15 protein-coding genes and 2 pseudogenes are annotated in these 18,585 nt (G+C 35.6%); 11 read left to right on the forward strand and 6 right to left on the reverse strand.

Annotated elements, in window-relative coordinates:
• Nucleotides 1-126: 126 nt before the first annotated feature.
• A pseudogene (locus tag NBW37_RS04020) lies at nucleotides 127-991 on the reverse strand (IS982 family transposase).
• A 71-nt stretch (nucleotides 992-1,062) separates the two neighbouring features.
• Complete coding sequence (locus tag NBW37_RS04025) at nucleotides 1,063-2,943, reverse strand: CCDC174 family protein (protein WP_250295844.1); 1,881 nt, start codon at nucleotides 2,941-2,943, stop codon at nucleotides 1,063-1,065.
• A 568-nt stretch (nucleotides 2,944-3,511) separates the two neighbouring features.
• Here NBW37_RS04025 and NBW37_RS04030 point away from each other — a divergent pair.
• The 4 genes from NBW37_RS04030 to NBW37_RS04045 all read left to right on the forward strand — a co-directional run bounded on the left by NBW37_RS04030 (nucleotide 3,512) and on the right by NBW37_RS04045 (nucleotide 9,379).
• A complete protein-coding gene (locus NBW37_RS04030; protein ID WP_250295845.1) occupies nucleotides 3,512-4,051 on the forward strand; it encodes a hypothetical protein in 540 nt (179 codons plus the stop codon).
• Between the two features lie 272 nt (nucleotides 4,052-4,323).
• Nucleotides 4,324-4,641: a hypothetical protein gene (locus tag NBW37_RS04035; RefSeq protein ID WP_250295846.1), complete on the forward strand. Its 318-nt coding sequence runs from the start codon at nucleotides 4,324-4,326 to the stop codon at nucleotides 4,639-4,641.
• On the forward strand, nucleotides 4,623-8,060 hold the full coding sequence (locus NBW37_RS04040) for a hypothetical protein (protein WP_250295847.1): 3,438 nt from the start codon (nucleotides 4,623-4,625) through the stop codon (nucleotides 8,058-8,060). Before NBW37_RS04035 ends, NBW37_RS04040 begins: the two co-directional genes overlap by 19 nt.
• 32 nt (nucleotides 8,061-8,092) lie before the next feature.
• Nucleotides 8,093-9,379, forward strand: a complete 1,287-nt coding sequence (locus NBW37_RS04045; protein ID WP_250295848.1) for a hypothetical protein — start codon at nucleotides 8,093-8,095, stop codon at nucleotides 9,377-9,379.
• Nucleotides 9,380-9,521: 142 nt separating this feature from the next.
• On the opposite strand, the gene NBW37_RS04050 is transcribed toward NBW37_RS04045, so the two are convergent.
• The 3 genes from NBW37_RS04050 to NBW37_RS04060 form a co-directional block, all read right to left on the reverse strand.
• On the reverse strand, nucleotides 9,522-9,788 hold the full coding sequence (locus NBW37_RS04050) for a hypothetical protein (protein WP_250295849.1): 267 nt from the start codon (nucleotides 9,786-9,788) through the stop codon (nucleotides 9,522-9,524).
• A gap of 48 nt (nucleotides 9,789-9,836) precedes the next feature.
• A complete protein-coding gene (locus NBW37_RS04055; RefSeq protein ID WP_250295850.1) occupies nucleotides 9,837-10,736 on the reverse strand; it encodes a hypothetical protein in 900 nt (299 codons plus the stop codon).
• A 100-nt stretch (nucleotides 10,737-10,836) separates the two neighbouring features.
• Entirely contained in the window at nucleotides 10,837-11,289 is a 453-nt protein-coding gene (locus tag NBW37_RS04060) for an ankyrin repeat domain-containing protein (RefSeq protein WP_370273038.1), read from the reverse strand.
• 66 nt (nucleotides 11,290-11,355) lie between these two features.
• Here NBW37_RS04060 and NBW37_RS04065 point away from each other — a divergent pair.
• The 6 genes and pseudogenes from NBW37_RS04065 to NBW37_RS04090 all read left to right on the forward strand — a co-directional run bounded on the left by NBW37_RS04065 (nucleotide 11,356) and on the right by NBW37_RS04090 (nucleotide 15,593).
• Nucleotides 11,356-12,182 (forward strand): IS5 family transposase gene (locus NBW37_RS04065; protein WP_250295852.1). Its coding sequence is split into 2 segments (ribosomal slippage): nucleotides 11,356-11,743 and nucleotides 11,743-12,182, totalling 828 coding nucleotides; the frame shifts between segments, so codons are not numbered across the junction.
• A gap of 13 nt (nucleotides 12,183-12,195) precedes the next feature.
• Nucleotides 12,196-12,747: pseudogene (locus NBW37_RS04070) on the forward strand (phage tail protein); the annotation flags it as partial.
• A gap of 168 nt (nucleotides 12,748-12,915) precedes the next feature.
• Entirely contained in the window at nucleotides 12,916-13,656 is a 741-nt protein-coding gene (locus NBW37_RS04075; protein WP_250296993.1) for an ankyrin repeat domain-containing protein, read from the forward strand.
• Nucleotides 13,657-13,716: 60 nt separating this feature from the next.
• Entirely contained in the window at nucleotides 13,717-14,334 is a 618-nt protein-coding gene (locus NBW37_RS04080; protein ID WP_250295853.1) for an ankyrin repeat domain-containing protein, read from the forward strand.
• Nucleotides 14,335-14,550: 216 nt separating this feature from the next.
• A complete protein-coding gene (locus NBW37_RS04085; RefSeq protein ID WP_370273039.1) occupies nucleotides 14,551-15,132 on the forward strand; it encodes an ankyrin repeat domain-containing protein in 582 nt (193 codons plus the stop codon).
• Between the two features lie 23 nt (nucleotides 15,133-15,155).
• A complete protein-coding gene (locus tag NBW37_RS04090) occupies nucleotides 15,156-15,593 on the forward strand; it encodes a DUF2924 domain-containing protein (RefSeq protein WP_250295854.1) in 438 nt (145 codons plus the stop codon).
• A 236-nt stretch (nucleotides 15,594-15,829) separates the two neighbouring features.
• Here NBW37_RS04090 and NBW37_RS04095 read toward each other — a convergent pair whose 3' ends face one another.
• Nucleotides 15,830-16,852 carry an IS110 family RNA-guided transposase gene (locus tag NBW37_RS04095; RefSeq protein WP_250295855.1) on the reverse strand — a complete coding sequence of 341 codons (1,023 nt, stop codon included), beginning with the start codon at nucleotides 16,850-16,852 and terminating at the stop codon, nucleotides 15,830-15,832.
• Nucleotides 16,853-17,050: 198 nt separating this feature from the next.
• On the opposite strand from NBW37_RS04095, the gene NBW37_RS04100 reads away from it, so the two are divergent.
• A complete protein-coding gene (locus NBW37_RS04100) occupies nucleotides 17,051-18,574 on the forward strand; it encodes a recombinase family protein (RefSeq protein WP_250296994.1) in 1,524 nt (507 codons plus the stop codon).
• Nucleotides 18,575-18,585: the final 11 nt, after the last annotated feature.

Raw genomic sequence — 18,585 nt, forward strand, 5'->3', positions numbered from 1 at the left:
CTTGTTGTTGAAATGGTATATCATTTAAGAAATTACAAGGAGCTTTTCTAACTCCTTCATATAATACATCAAGTATTTTATTTGACGGTCTATTTTTGATAAGACTGTCTAAACCCCAGTTGCGGATTAATCAATACAGTAAAATCTAGAAATAGAGGGCTTTTTAGGCTTCATAGAATATGAAACTAATGTGGAAAAGATGTGCACCAAGAAATTTATTGGAGACCTGTGCCTTGAATGCTCAAGCTCAAGTCTGTCTTTTAGGTAGCCAAAAACTGTTTCAATAATCGACCTTTTTCTTAAAAAAATCTTTTCTTCAAGCAGCATTAATGTGTTTTTCATACCTTTTTTTACTTTGGTAACGAGTTTGAGGCCTCTATCGAAGAGTTTTTCAAAGAGTTCTTTTTTTATATAGCCCTTATCTCCGAATAAAAGACCAATCAGTTTTTCGGTTAAATTTGGTACGGGTTTTCGGTCGTCAACGTTACCTTTAGTAAGTGTAACTCCTTGAATTTCACCTTTTTCATTAATTACCATATGCAATTTAAAACCAAAAAACCAGCCATATGTAGTCTTTCCAAGCTTTGCCAATCCTTTGAAAACTTTGTTTCTTGAGATTCTTTTTGGATGGCAAACAGCGATAGACGTTGCATCTATGTACGAAATTCCGGTCATTTTTGACTGCTCACATAGCCACTTCAACAAGAGCGCTAAATACCCTAAAACCCTAGATTTTAGCCTAATAAATCTACTATAGGATGGCAATTTTGGAAACGCTGATTCGTATAATAATTTCAAATAATGTACATAGAAAATTTTAAAATTGTCGCACTTGATATAGCAATATTATGGTAAAAATCTCTGAATGCGTAATCTCTGGCGTCCTGGTTGGTTTTTTGCCACTTGGTAGAAGTTTTTCTGCAAAATTTTTGTCAACTGAATTGCAAAAATCATCGATCAGGCAAAATAATTCTGTTACATTTTTATTCATTGGTAACCTCTCTACTTTTTGATAATATGTTTCCGGAGTTTACCCTGTTTTCCTATCTTTTTCACTGACTTCTAATCCGCAACTGGGGTTTTAGAGTTTATGAAAAACATACTTTTATGCAAAAACATGTCATGCAAGAAGGAAATTAATAAATTGAATTCATATATAATGCCAGGTCCAAGTTTTTCTGGAACTGTTAAATCGCATAATATTCTTTCTTGTAATGCTATATAGTTGTCTTGAACTTTACTATCTTTTATTTCACTTTTAACAATGCTGTTCAATTCTTCTCTATTAGGCTGATTAACTGCAAATACTAATTTATCTAAAAATTTTTCTTTTACCTTTTCCTGAGAAAATTTTCTTTCTTCTATTACTTTTTGTGCAGCAGATGAAAATTCTAGTCGCTTAAAAAGTTCTTCTCTTGTTATTTTATCTTGCGAAAATCGATAAAAACCACTCCCTTTCGTATTGTCATTTGTAAACAAAAAGTCTTTTAAAATACCACATTCTTCCATATTTATGCCATCGAATTTAAAAGGATAAAAACTCCGGGATCGCCCTTGTTTCAATTTCTCTTCTTCTGTAAGGTCCAAGCCTGAATTAGTATGGATAACAAGATATTTTATATTATTTGATAAACTATTTGATTTAGAGATTAGATGTTTAACAAAACTATCGAAATAATCATTAATAAAAAAACTCCGTTTTTCTTTCTCTTTAGTAAATAACCTAGCATAACCAATATCATTATCTATATAATATTTGTCTACATTTTCAATTTGTATATGAATAGACTTCTTTTTATTACAAAGGACAATATTATTAAATTTACCAATTTCAGAATCTCCAAAGGCTAACGATAATGAAGGATATTTATGTTCATACGTAAACTTTCTAAGTGAACAAAGCACCGACAAGTCTAATTGATACATAAGTCCAACCAAATGATAAGGAATGTATTGCTTAGTTTGACGAGCATTATGCAATTCATTCTGTCTAGGTTCATCTTGTAAATCACTAGGAGTTTCTGAATCTTTAATAATATTTACATCTATGCGCAGCTTCTTCGATACTCTATCATCTTTGTCTGTAACAGAACGCCCACGTTTTCTACCCGTTTTACGATTTTCCTTACCTGTACTCCTTGAATGATCGCTTTGCTCATGTGAGGAATTTTCAATATCTTGTAATGGTGTAGAAATGTAAGATCGAGAAATATTGTTTGAATTTGAACCTACCACATTACCGTAAGCTTCCTCTCTAGAGACTTTTATGCTTCTCTTTATATCTTTTTCAATATTACTAAGAAGTGGTACAAAATGGTTCCTGTAATTCGCTATATAAATAGTATTACCTTTACCTACCTTACCTTTAGTAACATGTAATCCATCTATCTCTTCATCTCTCAATTCTATAATCCTAATTTTTGCGCCATATTTTTCACATATTATTTTTCCTTCAATTTCAGGTCTTCCCCATATAGCATTTTCCAACTTTAGAGTTTTTATTCCTGAATCAGAACTTGCACTTTCAATATCTTCTGAAGTAAATTCAATATGTTGAATATATTCACAAAGTTTTTCACCTTCTCTTTTTAAAGCATTACCCAACCATGAGCCTTTTTGTGCATATTGCTTACAACTTTCCCGCAAAGACTTTACACTAAATCCTTTACTACTTGTAATCAGACCTTTATCTTTTAGCTCGTTCAACCCTTGAGCTACGGAATCAAAGAAACAATCCCCTTCACCCACAGCAGCTCCTATCTTAAAGCCCTCAGGCAATTTCTTTCTTAGTATTTCTAAAAGTTGATTAAGCTCTTTTTTCTCTTCATCCTTTGCATTTTTTATCTGACTAAAAATGGAAATAGGTTCTCTAGTAACAGACCTTTTTAGAGCGGTATCATTAGGTAATTGATCAGGTATGTCATTTACTTTTGCTTTAAACATATAAAACTCATCATATTAAACTTTTAGCAAGTTACTTAAAAAAAATCATCAAGGCAAGTTATTTTTTTATGACTAATAAATGGTTGGTATATATATTTATACTTTTTATCATTAAATTAATAATATGATTTTACTTTTGCATAATTAACAAGCAAGCGTGAGAACTGTTCGTTTTGGGATGCGTTGGTCTACCGCTTGTTCCTTGCGAACTTTTCTATATAGTAATTCCACTATATCTTGAAATTAGCTATATTAGCCTACTTTGGTCACATTTATATACGAACTAACGTACCTGGCTTTGTTGCAACAATTTCAAGCTTTTATTTTCACAACGCCGCTTTTATTTAAATTGTTCTCGCAAAGGTAGGTACCTTTTTGCGGTTTTTGTAGAGAGTAAATATTTAAAAGTTTTACGGCGCTAATTTGTAGTATTTTTCTGTATTAATTAGGCTGCAGTGAACTAAAGCATTGGATAATATTTTTATATAACGCAAAAAAATCTTGATTTCCTTATTGAAAAATGTATCAATTAAGTTACATTACTAGCTTTTAATACTAGGGGATAATTATGAGTTTAACAGATAAGCAGGTGCTAGAAGTTGAAAAAATTAAGAAGGAAAATAAGCCACTACATGACTTTTTAAAGGAAAATAATATTGGTGCATTAGTTAGTGTATGGGAAAAAAATGAAAATGTACGTGATAAGTTTAATGACCAAGAAAGCTTACAAGAGCAATATCCAGAATATGCTCGTATTTTAATTGATAAAGCTAATAAAGTGAAAAAAGAAATTTTCCTACACAACCACAAACCATTAGTTAATGCTTTATCGATATATTATAATAGATGTGATATCAAAGCAATGACATTTGGTGATATGAAGAGATTTCTTGACAGCCACAGAAATGACTTTAGGGAAAAATTAGGAAATGGAGGAATAACTCTGAGTAACTTTATCGATTTTGAAGATGTTGATAGAAAACACGCTCCTAAATTGAAAGTACTGGCATTTATAGAAATGAATGAACCTTGTCTGAAACCACCAAGCACCCTTCTTACGGGGGTTACGATAAGTCAACTTTGTACGAGATCAAGATGTATTTATTGATATATTTAAATTGTTCTCACAGGGGTAGGTGCTTTTTTTGTGTCTTCTTGCAAAGAGTAGATAATAAAAAATTTTATGACACTAAAGAAACCATTTCTTTCAATAATATTTTCATTGACAATTACAATCATTTCCATTTAGATCATTTCTGGTTTGTGAGCAAAGTTATTGCAGCATCATCCACAGTTTTGTAGCTGTACTTTACTGTTAACAAATAATTAATGTTTGTAGGTTAACTACATCAAAAATATAGACCACAAAAGAGGGTAGAGGTGCATTTTAAATTAGGAAAGAAGGTTAATCCTGTTTTCAACGTTGCCAAAGTAAGAGCGAATAGCGAAACACTACTTATTTTACTTACTATGTTTTATTACTATGTTAATAAATCTATAAATCAGTATTTCGTTGTGAGTGACTGTATCTGTAGCACATTATATGTTGGCTGCATATCACATAAAGATAGCACATGCAAAAACTTTTGTGATTTAAACCATGATTTTTTTGGATATGAGCACAACAATAGCTCAAGTCCATATCCTTATTATCATAATTTAGAAAAATTGGTAACTTTTTGGAGGTTAATGCGATGAGCTCTTTGTCCGATTCTTTTAAGTCCATAACCGATTCTTTGAAAAAAGGGTTTGAAGAAGGAGTTAAAATCTTTGCAAATTCAAAGGAAGAAGTTAAGATCTTAGTAAATCTAAGAAAAACAGTTGATGCCTTAACAGCTTTAGGAGAAAGAGTTAAAATATTAGAAGATAAAATCAAAGGATTGGGATATCCTGACATTAAAGGTCAAAAAGGTGAGCCTGGTATAGGTGGACTAAAAGGAGAAGCTGGTCCTAAAGGCAATAAAGGGTTTGATGGATTACGGGGAATTTCCGGACAAAAAGGTGATCGAGGTCTTCCAGGTCTAAAAGGGGATGTGGGTGACAGAGGGGAAACAGGTCCTAAAGGAGTAGATGGAAAGAGTCCAACTGCTGATAAAGTTGCTGATGAAGTTATAGAGAGCGATACATTTATACAGAAAGTACTGCTAAAACGTATGATAGATAAAGGGGATCTTACTTACACCGGAAAGACTTTAGCTGATAAAGTTAAAGAAAGGTTAAAACAGGACCCACAATTTACAAATAATATAAAGGGTGAGCCAGGTCAAAAGGGTGAGCAAAGTGCACCAGGAAGGCAAGGATTAGATGGGATTCCTGGAGCCAAAGGTGAAAAGGGTGAGATAGGTCTTCCAGGTTTTTTAGGTAGAGATGGTGCTCCTGGTCGTAAAGGTAAGCAAGGTCTAAAAGGAGAGAAAGGGATAGCTGGCTTGTATGGTTTAACAGGCAGAGATGGCGCTCCTGGTCAAAAGGGAGGGCAAGGTGCACCAGGAAGGCCAGGGTTAGATGGAACTCCTGGTCCCGAAGGCAAAGTTGGTCCTCAAGGCTTTAATGGCACGCAAGGAGAGAAAGGTGGTGTTGGATTGCCAGGTATACCTGGTCCTCGGGGTCTAGCAGGTCCTAAAGGTAAAATTGGAGCGCAAGGAACACAAGGTCCACGGGGTTTCAATGGTACGCAAGGTGTACAAGGAGAAAAAGGTGACAAAGGTGATCAAGGTCCAAGAGGCTTTAATGGTGCTCGAGGAGAAAAGGGGGATATTGGTCCGAAAGGTGATATGGGTGAAGTCGGAGCACCAGGAGCAAATGGATTATCAGGTAGACCTGGACCAGTAGGAAAACAAGGGGATATTGGAGTGCAAGGAATACCTGGACTAAAAGGAGAGAAAGGTGATAAAGGAGATTCAGGTCCAGTAGGTCCTATAGGAATAGATGGAACTCCTGGAAACAGAGGTGAGAAGGGAGATACTGGAGCACGAGGTATCCCTGGGGCAAAAGGAGAAGATGGAATTCCTGGTACAGATGGGTTACCTGGTCCTAAAGGTGATATGGGTGACCAAGGTTTACAGGGGAAGAAAGGTGAGCCTGGTATAGATGGATTGAAAGGAGATACAGGTCCTCGAGGTGAAAAAGGAGATATAGGTCCAATAGGTCCTAAAGGGGTAGATGGAGCACCGGGAGTTGATGGACCAAAAGGTGAACAAGGTACACAAGGTTTAAGAGGCTTTAATGGTACGCAAGGAGAGAAAGGTGATAGAGGTTTGCCAGGTTTAAGTATACAAGGACAGAAAGGTGATCTTGGTCCTCAAGGTCTTGGTTCATTTGGTCCTAAAGGTGATAAAGGTGAAATTGGATTACGTGGTATGGATGGACCAACTGGATTACAAGGTCTGAAAGGTGATGCGGGTGATAAAGGAGACAAGGGTAACGTTGGAATACCAGGAACTCCTGGAGCAAAAGGTGATCAAGGAGGTACAGGTCTGGTAGGCCCTAAAGGTGACATGGGCAAAAAAGGTGATGCTGGTCCGAAAGGTGATATGGGTGCAAAAGGAACAAATGGAACTCTCGGTAAAGATGGAACACCAGGAATGCCTGGTCTGAAAGGTGAACAAGGAATGCCAGGTACACAAGGTCTTCCAGGTTCATTGGGTCCGAAAGGCGATAAAGGTCCTAAGGGTAATCAAGGTTCACAAGGACAGAAAGGTGAGCCTGGTATAGATGGAGCTGTTGGTCTAAAAGGGGATAAAGGCGATGTTGGATTGCAAGGTGCAGATGGACTAAAAGGAGACGCAGGCACACAAGGAGTTGCTGGATTAAGTGGAGCCCCTGGTCCTCAAGGCAATGTAGGTGAAAAAGGGAATATTGGAGTGCCTGGACTAAAAGGAGAGAAAGGTGATGTTGGATTGCAAGGGATCCCTGGTCCTCGAGGTGAAAAAGGAGATATAGGTCCTAAAGGAGTAGATGGAGCACCAGGAGTGGATGGGTCGAAAGGTGATCTTGGTCCTCAAGGTCTTAGTTCAGTAGGTCCTAAAGGTGATATGGGTGAAGTCGGAGTACCAGGAGCAAATGGATTACCAGGTAGGCCTGGAGAAAAGGGTGATATAGGAACTTCAGGTCTAAAAGGTGATATTGGTCCAATGGGTCCGAAGGGCGATAAGGGTGATCAAGGTATACAAGGTCTCAAGGGTGCTAAGGGCAATACTGGAACACCTGGTCCTCAAGGTCCAAAGGGAGAAGATGGGTTAGGTGCTGCAGTGGCTAATCAGTTTCTTAGCGAAATAAATAAAACAAAAATTGAAATCCAGAATGCTCAAAAAGCAGCAGAGGTAGCTAAAAACGCTTCTGAAAAATCTGCCAAAGAAGCTCAAGGCGCTGAAGGTAAGGTTACAAAACTGCACACTGAAGTGGTGGATTTAACAAAAGAAGCTGAAGCTTTTAAAAAAGAGGCTGACGATTTTGCTGAGAAAGCATTCAAATCAAAGAGGACTGTAGAAGAATTTCACAGTAAAGTACAAAATATCTTTTGTAAAACAAAACCTACAGATCAGGTTTGTACTGTACGTAGAAAGAAGAGGGAAATTAAAGATTTAGACAATCTGCCAGTGACCAGTGGAGCAAGTAGGGCAACTTCATTTATATCTCAAGTAATAAATTTCTTTTATCAACCTGTAGGACAAGATGAGTATAAGCTGAAAAATAAAATACATGAGCTTGATCAAGTGGCAAAAATAATAGATACAGCAGATATTGTTATGAGATTTGAAAAGGTATTAGAAGAAACTGCTTCAGTTTGCGGCATACCAAAAAAAAGCCTAAATTTTGATCCAGTAGAACTACAGTCAACTATCGTAAATAAGTCACTATCTAATGGTGGAAATCGTAACGAATTGTTGAGGTTTTTATGTATAGCTGCAAAAAAATCATACCCTAATTATCAACAAACTGATGAATTTTTAGTTACTTTTAAAGTAGGTATGGAAAGAGCATTAGGAAGCAATGAGCAGCCGAGTAATACTAAAGAAATAGTAACAGGTAGTGAGCGGCCAAGGAGTTTTATGAGTGATGTCGTTCCTCCAAGTAGCCTCAGTGCTATCAATCAGGAGGCTATTGGCTATTTAAGGTAAAAACTGTTAAAGTAAATTTGGGTAGAAATGGTATGGGACAGTATACATTTAGAATAGACAATAAAGATTCGCTTTATAAAAAGCTGATTAAGCTTCCTACTGCATACTACAAATTAAAGCATAATAACAAATATACCATCTATTCACACAGTGGTACAGTTGAAGTTGGAGATGATATTGATGATGTAAAATTAAAATGGGAGAATAATACAATAGTTTTATATAAAGGGAACTCACCTCTGCAATTAAATGGCGAGAACTTTATTATAGAACAAGAGGCTATCATAAATGCAGACAGGGGTGGCATTGTAGACAAACTAAAAACAAAAGCAATAGAGATTTCGCTTTACGACATAAAAGATAGTCCATATTTTGGTATAGAATTACCCAGTTCTAGACACAGTAAAACGACTGGGGTACTAAACTTCCTCGATTTTAATGATGAAAATGATCCGATGCTACAAAAGATCAAAAAAGAAACAGATGGGCTTTATTTCACAATAGAAGATAACGATGTAGATTGTTCTAGAACTGTCTATATATCAGACAAGGATGGAAAACGTCTTTCAGCGTATGATGGCTATCAGTATCAATATAAACCAAATTTAGCAGAACTAGAAACAATAGATAGCTTAATTAAGGCTGAGCAGAAATTCACTTTGCAAAAAGGGGAAGAATTATCGCCTGATATCTATGAAGCAAATATTGCTTTAAATGGTAAGGCCATAGCTACTTTACCAAAAATAGGTTACTACATGTTCAACGATCAATTGGTCATGCATAATCGTGCTACACAAGAGAAGGTAATTATCCCAAGAGATTTTCACTATTTAAAAGTTGTTAAATCTAATAATGATGATTATAAATTAACGTTTTGTAATTTTTTAGGTAATGAATTCTTTGAATACAAAAAATACGATTCACAGTATTCGAACGTTTCAGATGAATATAAATCCATAAGCTTAAGTTGTATGAAAAAAGAATATAACCTAAATCTTGGTGAGTTACTTAGCCATCGGCCATCGTTTTTTATTACAGAAGGAACTGCTGAATCAGATTCTCCTGATAATTATCAAGCTACCGTGTTCGAGGTAACAAGTAATGGAAAGGGTAGGAAAATAGCTACATTAATTGATGAATTTGGTTATTTTGATAAAGATGGTAAGTTTCAATATTGTGATTACCATAAAAAAGCAGAGTATGATGTTTATGATCCTTCTAAAGTTAATAAAAAATACGCAATAACGGATGCAAACAGCGAGTTTTACCTTACAGAAAACGACAGTATAATTCTTCACACCATTCCAGAGTTATTGTAATTATACGCATCAAAAGAACAAAATAAAAGAAGAATGAAGCCCATTCAAATCAAGAGGAAATGGCAGAAGTGTGAAAGTGGGTAAGGTTAATGATTTAAGGATTTTTCTAAAGAAATTATCTTGTTAAAAAATTACTTGATATTTATGGTCTTTCAATCATACCACTAGCTTTAAGATTCTGTAGATCCATTTGTTCTAGCTTTGTGCCAGGCTTTAGAGCATTATACAATGCAAAACCCATACAAACCAACCCAACAATCCCGCCAATTACCGCTATAACGTGTACTTTTGAAGATTCAATCAGCAGATAAGATGCAACACAACTTACCAATAATACCGCACCAACAACACCAGCTACAATTGGTTGAATTGATGATTTTTCGAGACTATTTCTTCTTGAGTTGTTCAATTTCACCTTTAGGAACGCCAAGCTACTAGGTCAACAGATACGCCAGCTTTAATTTGCCACTTCTATTTCCCCTATTTTTTTACCCTTTTCTTTATTAATCTGTATTCTTTTGGATACCGACATAATTAATGAATAAAATTTATCACGTATTTCTTCATCCTCAATTTTGTTATACTCTCTCACTAAATCTAGTACTCCATTTTCTCCTTCTCTATCTTCATTACTTCTTTCAATTTCAACGTTGCCTTTTTCTATTAGTTCACTCGTTTTTGGCAGTAGAGTTTTAGCGTGCGCTGATAATTTGTCTGCTGTGTCACATAGTTTTCCTATTGTCATGATATGGGTTCCTTGCTCATAGCGTCTTATTTGACCACCTGTTAAACCGACTTTATTTCCTAAATCCTCCTGACTACATCCCCTTGCTAGCCTCCAGTCTTTCATATTTTCCCCTGTTTTATAGGCTATAAAATTAACTATCTCTGTTTTATTATGTTTCTCAAGTTCATCTTTAGACAAGCCTGTTGTTTGGAGGATGACATCAACAGAAATACCAGCTTTAAGTAGATTCTTTGCTACTTTAATCTTTCTTGCTTTTTTACCTTCTTCTTCACCCATCTGGATAGATTTGTTTAATGCAGAGGCCATCTTACATAATTCCTGGTTTCTAAATTTTTTACATTCTCTAACTAGATTTAATGTTTTTTCTACCTTATCTTCAATTTTCTCTGATATCGTGGATTCAGGCAGTAGTTTTGCCATATCAATCATTAGTTCCACTACTATCATACAGAATATAATGATTGAAATCGGATTCTCCCCTCGCTCATATCTGGACATTTGCTTCTCTAATACCCCGACTTTACTTCCTAAACCTGCCTGAGTATATTGTTGCTTTTCCCTCTCATGTTTTAATTTTTTCCCTACTTCGTAGTCTGCAGACCTTGTCATGCCTCTTTAAAATATTTTGAGACAAAGATATACTCTTTTATCTAAGATTCTATTAACTCTCCTACCGCACAGAAATGTAAAATAGGAGAGTTGAGCTTCTCTAAATATGCGCACCACGACTGATAAGGTATTCCTTCACGTCCTCTTTATATCTTTTATCTTGATATTCACTATCTTGAGTAGCCAAATGCAGCGGTGTATTGCCATTTTTGTCTCTGACATTTATATTTGCCCCATTTATTACAAGACATTTACCCATGTCAAAGTTACAATCTTCAGCAGCCATGTGTAGTGCAGTAGTGCCATCTTCTGTTGTAACATTGACATAAGCTCCTTTCTCTATTAGGTATTCTACTACTTCAACATTATCTCGCTCAACAGCATCAAGTAAAGGTGTCCAGCCGTTTTCTCCCACAAAATTTACATCAACTCCTTTCTCCTCTACCAAATACTCAACAACGTCCAAGTGGCCATTTAATATCGCTATTTCCAATAGATCATTGCAGTCATAAGTGACATCTTTTCGGCTCATCAGATATTTTATAGTATCCAAATCACCACCTACAATAGACTTCTTTCAAAATTGTTAGAGGGAGTGTAAGATGAAGTATTTGAAAGAATGAAATATAAGGAAATAGAAAAGTTAGAAGGAGAAAAGTTTCGACGTTTAACAGGGGTAAAAAAAGCAACATTTGAGCGAATGGTAGAAATTCTAGAAGTGGAGGATAAAAGAAAAAAAGCTAGAAGTGGAAGAAAAAGTAAACTTTGCATAGAAGACAGGCTACTTATGGCACTGGAATATATAAGAGAATATCGTACATATTTTCATATTGGGCAAAGCTATGGCATGAGTGAAAGTAACAGTTTTAAAGTGATAAGATGGGTAGAAGACACATTAATAAAACATCCAGATTTTGCATTACCAGGAAAAAAAGAGCTATTAAAGAGTGATGTAGAATATGAAGTTTTAGTAATAGATGGAACTGAAACGCCAGTAGAGAGGCCAAAAAAAAACAAAAACGCTTTTACTCTGGAAAGAAAAAAAGGCATACTATAAAAACACAAATAGTAACAGAGAAGAAGAGTAAAAAAGTCATATGCACGTCTTTCTCGAATGGTAGAAAACACGATTTTCGGATGTTTAGAGAATCAAAGGTAGCAGTATTGCCGCAAACTAAAATCTTAGCTGATGCCGGCTACAGGGGAATGCAGAAGATACACAAAAATGTTGTATTACCGCACAGAAAAACGAAAAAGAATCCGTTAAGCAAAGAACAAAAAAAAGAGAACAGAGCACTTATGAGCCAAAGGGCAATTGTTGAAAACGTAATTGGCTTATTGAAAAGGTTTAAAATCATCTCGTACAGGTATAGAAACCGACGAAAACGTTTTGGTTTAAGGTTTAATTTGATTGCTGCAATTCACAATTTTGAGCTCCCTACATGAATTTTGAAAGAAGTCTAATGATATATATCGGTTGGATGTAGCAGTGCTTGGAGAAACCGAGCCTCACACAAAGAATTATAACGGTATTTATGAAAGAAGTCATGTGTGGTATAACTTCAAAGCGCTATATCCTCTACCACAGAGCTTATTACCACCGATTAAATTTGCTAAAGCAGAGATAGTATTGTCAGGCAGTTGGAGATTAGGAGAAATAAACGCATGTTTTCCGGTTACGAGTGTAGAAGAATGTGGAGAAAAGTTCTATTTGAATGACCACAAACTATCTGAACAACTGTGGAATTTAAAATACAAGCCAATTTTAGAAAGGTTTAGCGTTACTCACCACTACAAAGTAGAAGATTTTACCAACCAGAAAGTTATAAGATTTGGTGTGGCAGAACACTATGTTCATTTTGAAAACAATTTAGATTTAAAGCAAAAGGACGCAATACACGAGTTAGAAAGTTACATTTTGGTATTTTACCCAGGCGTACTAACGTGGCACGAACATCGACATTTGAACAGAAGTTGGAAAAATAGTCAAGTAATATCTATAATAAGTTAAGTACTTATATTTATATCCTCATATATTATATTAATAATAGGTTAAAGTGTATGAAATAAAAAGAAAAAGACTTGCTTTCTTATGCTAAAACGGACATGACTTGAATAGCGGCAGGTAAATATAAGAAATTTGTCTGGCGCTAGAAAAGCTAATTTTGTGAGGTATGCAATGGGGTTCAACGAAGAAAAGAGAGAATCTTTTAGTAAGTTTTTTAAAGAAGTATCAAGTAACGGATTTAAAAATATTAATAAAAGAAATGAAGAAGGAGAGACGATATTACACCAAGCAGTGGAAATCTCTGATTACAAAATAGTAAGGTTATTAATAAAAAAAGGAGCAGAGGTAAATGCAAGAGACAAAAAGGGTTATACACCTCTGCACTGCGCAGTATTTGCGAGAAGTTTAGAAAATGTAAAAGTACTGCTAAGGGAAGGAGCAGAAGTAAATGCCACTCAATATGTCAGTGGATGTACGCCATTGCACTCTGCATGCAAAATAGGAGGAGCAGGAATTGAAATAATAAAAGAGCTAGTAAAGGCCGGAGCTGCAGTTAATCAACTGAATAAGTACGGTGCAACACCAATGTATTACATATGGGAAAGTGAAAAGTATCGTCTATGTGATAGCAAAGAGAGTGAAAAGGCGAGGAAATTCTTTGGAAAACAAGGAGGAATAACAAAAAGTAGAGAACTGACGTGCTATGGAATAGAGATGCTAGTGAGAGAAATAGCAGACATGTTGGATAGGAGTTATTTACCAGAGTTAAAAATAATAGAGATAGGAGAAATAAGGAAGAAAGATAAGTCACTAATAAAGGAAGAATGTAAAAATTTAGCAAGCAAAATAATGAGCCAAGTGAACGAAATGATAGATGAAGTGGTGGAGGCAAACTTAAGCAAGATGTGGTGAGAAGGGAGCTCAAAAAGATGAGCTTAGTTGAAAAATTTCAAAGAAAGGGTGAGGTATGTTATGTTGGATAATCAAGAAGGAAGAAAAGCTTTTGAGAGGTTTATCGAAGAATTTTTAGATAATCCGTTTAAAGATATTAATGAAAGAATTGAAAAGGGTCGTACAGTATTGCACTATGCGGCACAACTGTCAGATGTTGGAATAGTAAGGTTATTAATAGAACAAGGTGCAAATGTCAATGCTAGAGATGATAGGGGAGAAACAGCACTACATATAGCTGCATTTGCAGGAAAAGCAAAAAACGCGAAGGCACTGATAGAGAAAGGAGCCGAGGTAAATGCAAAGTCGAACAACAAAGCAGTGCCACTACACTTGGCATGTCTTGGAAGAAGAATAAAAACAATAGAAGTGCTAATAAATGCAGAAGGAGATACGAGTGCGATAGATAAATTTGGATGTAGCCCACTAAACTATGCAAAAATTTACCCGAAAGTGACAAGTTATTTAGAAAAGAAGGGAGTGAATATGAGAGATGTGGCAGTGATGTATGGAGAAGCAAACAAGGCAATAGAAGAAATAATGGAAAGGTGTAATAAAGGACCGGAGGGAGAAGTGATGAGTTTTAAGGAAGTAGTGGAATTAATAGAAAAAGAATCCTTGGGAATGGAAGAGAAATAGGAAGAAGCAAGTGGCTTTATTTAACAGATTAAACATATAGATTTACATCTTAATATAATATGCGGAAAAAATTTATATATTTTGTAAAAAAAACTTGCTTTTTATGCCAAAACAGCCCTAAGTGAAAAAGTAGCTGGTAAACAAACAAGGATTACCAAGCGCTAAAGTGAGCCAAATTGGAGCCACTTTAAATTGCATTAATAGCTGAGGAACGTTATGGTAAAATTCAGTAAAAAAGAAAGAGAAGAATTTAATAAGTCGTGGAAAGAAGTATTAGATAACTCAATAGAAAATATTAATAAAAAAGACACAAAAGGGAGAACGATACTACATTACGCGGTGGGAATGCCAGATCCAAAAAAAGTGAGGTTATTAATCAAAAAAGGAGCGAATGTAAATGTGGCAGATGCGGGACAATATAGACCACTGCACTTAGCAGTCATGGGACAACGTGTAGAAAATACAAAAGAGCTGATAAAGGCAGGAGCCGATGTAAACGCAGTGGAACGAAGTAGCAAATTTGCCGCGTTACACCTAGCCTGCATGGTGAGTGAGATAAAAATAGTAGAAGAGCTAGTGAAAGCGGGAGCAAATATAGAGCAAAAGGATAAATATGGCAAAACAGCGATGGATTATGTGAGAAGCAATAAAGAGATAACAGAAGTGCTAGAGAACGTAAAAATGGCAAATAAACAGAGGGAGTTTATAGAAAGAGTAAGGGTTGTATCGGAAAGCACGGCGGCAGGTGTGATAGAGGCAAAAGAAGAGCTAGAAACTGTGGATGAAAAAGTGCTATAGCGTTTAAAAATTCAGGTGATTATATGGAAAAAAAAGTAGAAAAAGAGGTAAAATGTTTAGAGAAAAAAGCGTTGGAAGAGCTGAGGAAAATATGGAAGAAGGTATTTGAGGAAGAAGCACCGCAACATTCGAGGAAATACCTGATACCAAGATTGGCGTATAGGATACAGGAGAAAGCGTATGGAGAAATATCAAGAAAAGGTGCAAAAAGACTAGAATACCTAGCAGATCGGCTAGAGAAGGGAAAAAGAATAAGTAGTGATAAATTACCAGTAGAAGGGACAGAATTAATACTAGAGAGAGGGGAAGAGACTCATGCAGTAATGGTAACAGATAAGGGTTTAATCTACAGAGAAGAATTTTTTACGTCATTATCAGCAGTAGCCGGAAAAATAATGGGAATGAGTTATAACGGGCCGTTGTTGTTTGGTATGCGTGAAAAGGAGAGAAAAAGTGTGTGAAGAAATAAGATACCGTCTCGCCAGTCAACAAAAAAATTATAAAAATTGTCTCATTACCTAAGCTGTATTGTGAAATCAAAAAATACTGCCAACTGTAGCGGTATAGTTAATCTATATGTTAATTTCTGCTGTCTTGTATATACAAAACTAATTAACATATACACTAACCAACTATATTAAATAAATTTGTATAAAATACTATTTTACATAAGATCGTATGGTAGCATTTTTTGATTTTAAATCACTAAGCCTTCAGTCAACCTCCTAGCTCTGTAGTTCTTGATATGATTTGGATCAAAAGCACTTTTGGATGTCAGAATACCGAAAATGATGTGGAGTAGCTTACGCATTGCAGCACCAACGATGGCCATATTATGCTTACCCTTTTCCTTTAATCTTTGGCAAAAACTCATAATGATAGGATTGTGATTCTTAGCTACTATGGCAGGAAAGAAAAGTGCCTTACGTAATGTTTGTGAACCTGATTTACTTAATCTGGGTTTGGCATATACAGATGAACCTGATGTTATATTTCGTGGTATAGTTCCAGCATATGCTGCCAATTGCCTAGCATCTCTAAAAGTTTTTATGTCAGGAACTTCAGCTAAAATAGCTATTGCTGATTCCTCTCCTATGCCTGGAATAGTCAATAGAAGTTGAAAGTTTTCTAACAACTTTTTGTGTTGCTTTAATAGTTCACGTATGGAGTTTTTTATTGTTTCTATTTTTTGAGCTATATTCATTGCAAGATCTTCCCAAGCATTTGCAACTTCTTTAGGCAGTCTCTCTTTTTTTTCTAGGTGGTTATTTACTAATGTCAATTCATCTTTTAACGCAGCCGAACAACGATAAAGATGTCTTAATTTTTTCAGTTCAGGAGAGGGTGGTGTCCAGCGAGCAGGTTCTTGTTTTTGGCAATAATCAGCAATTATTTCTGCATCAGTCTGATCATTCTTTTGTCGTATAAGCTTACTTTTTGCATAAAATCTTATGCAAGCTGGATTAACAACACTAACAAAATGTCCAGTATTGTGTAGAAATTCAGCCAAAGCTTCACTATAACAACCGGTAGCTTCCATGCAGGCTTTTACTTGTTCTACATTATGTTTTTGTAGAAAGCTCCGCAGACCTTGAAACCCATTATCATCGTTTTTAAAGCTCCTTTTCCTAGTTTCACGTTTTCCTTTTTTACTTATAAATGAGAGAAAAACATCAAAGCGATCTTTTGATACATCTATGCCCAGAAAGTTGTTGATCATATATAACCCCATACGTTACCATTTAAAATGAAAAGTAAGGCTAACCTTGTGAATACAGAATTAGAACCATTTAGGTCTTTCTAAGATACCGTTCAGCCTGTACTTTTGAGGAGGGAACTCTTATCTTACTTACAGATTTTATATCTAAGGTGCGCGACAGAGTGTTTCCCTTCTCCATCTAATGCTTAAGCTTAAAACATCAGATGCTTTTTTCAAGATACAAGATGTGCGATATATACGAGAAAATCGAATGAAGACGGTCTAGAACAAAAGTTTAATAGCCTTGATGCCCAGCGAGTAGCATGTGAAAAGTACATAAAGAGCAGAGAAGGCTGGGTAGCATTGGCCAAAAGGTACGATGATGGAGGGTTCTCAGGAAAAAACTTAGAAAGACCAGCGATAAAGGAATTATTTGAAGATGTAAAGGCAGGAGAAGTAGATTGTGTAGTAGTATATACATTAGACAGGTTATCAAGAGAAACAAAAGACAGCATAGAAGTGACATCATTTTTTAGAAGGCACCGAGTAAATTTTATAGCAGTAACACAAATATTTGACAATAATACGCCAATGGGAAAATTTGTACAAACGGTATTATCAGGAGCAGCACAACTAGAAAGAGAAATGATTGTAGAGAGGGTGAAAAATAAAATAGCAACATCGAAGGAAGAGGGTCTATGGATGGGAGGAACTTTACCGCTAGGGTATGATGTGAAAGATAAAGAATTAATAGTAAATGAGAAAGAAGCAAAGACAGTGAAACATATATTTGAGAGGTATATGGAGCTGAAGTCAATGGCAGAATTGGCAAGAGAGTTAAATAGAGAAGGGCACAGAACAAAGAGATTTGAAGCAAAATCGGGAAAAGTGTATGGAGGAGAGATATTTAAAAAGGCAACAGTCAGGAGAATAATAACAAATCCTATATATATGGGAAAAACAAGACATTACGAGAAGCAATATGAGGGAAAGCATGAAGCAATAATAGAGGAAGAAAAATGGCAAAAAGCGCAAGAATTGATAAAGAATCAGCCATATAGAAAAGCAAAATATGAAGAAGCGCTGCTAAAGGGGATAATAAAGTGCAAGAGCTGTAATGTGAACATGACACTAACGTATGCAAAAAAAGAAAATAAAAGGTATAGATATTACGTATGCAACAATCATTTAGTTGGAAAAAGCTGTGCGTCAAAGAGTCGGAATATAGTAGCAGGAGAAGTAGAAAAAGAAGTAATGAAGAGAGTAGAGCACCTATACAAAAATTGGCAAGAAAAAGCGGAAGAATGGAGCTTCGGAAAACAGAAGGAAGTAGTAAAGAACTTAATAAATGGGGTAATGGTAAGAGACGATGGAATAGTAGTAAGTTCTGAATCAGGAGAGATATTTATACCTATGAATTTAAAGAAGAAAGGAAACAAATGCACAGTAGTAGAACCAGAAGGAAAAACAAATAATGCGCTACTGAAAGCAGTGGTGAGAGCCCATCTGTGGAAACGGCAACTAAAAGAAGGAAAATATAGAAGTGTGAAGGAGCTGAGCGTTAAAATTAATATAGGTACAAGACGCATACAACAAATTTTAAGATTAAATTATTTAGCTCCGAAGATTAAAGAAGACATAGTAAATGGGAGACAACCGAGTAATTTGCGGTTAGTGGATTTAAGGGAAATACCGATGCTGTGGAGTGAGCAGGTAGAAAAATTTTACAAATTAGCGTCTTAAATTACACACAT

Source organism: Wolbachia endosymbiont of Oedothorax gibbosus (genome assembly GCF_936270145.1).
Taxonomy (GTDB): Bacteria; Pseudomonadota; Alphaproteobacteria; order Rickettsiales; family Anaplasmataceae; genus Wolbachia.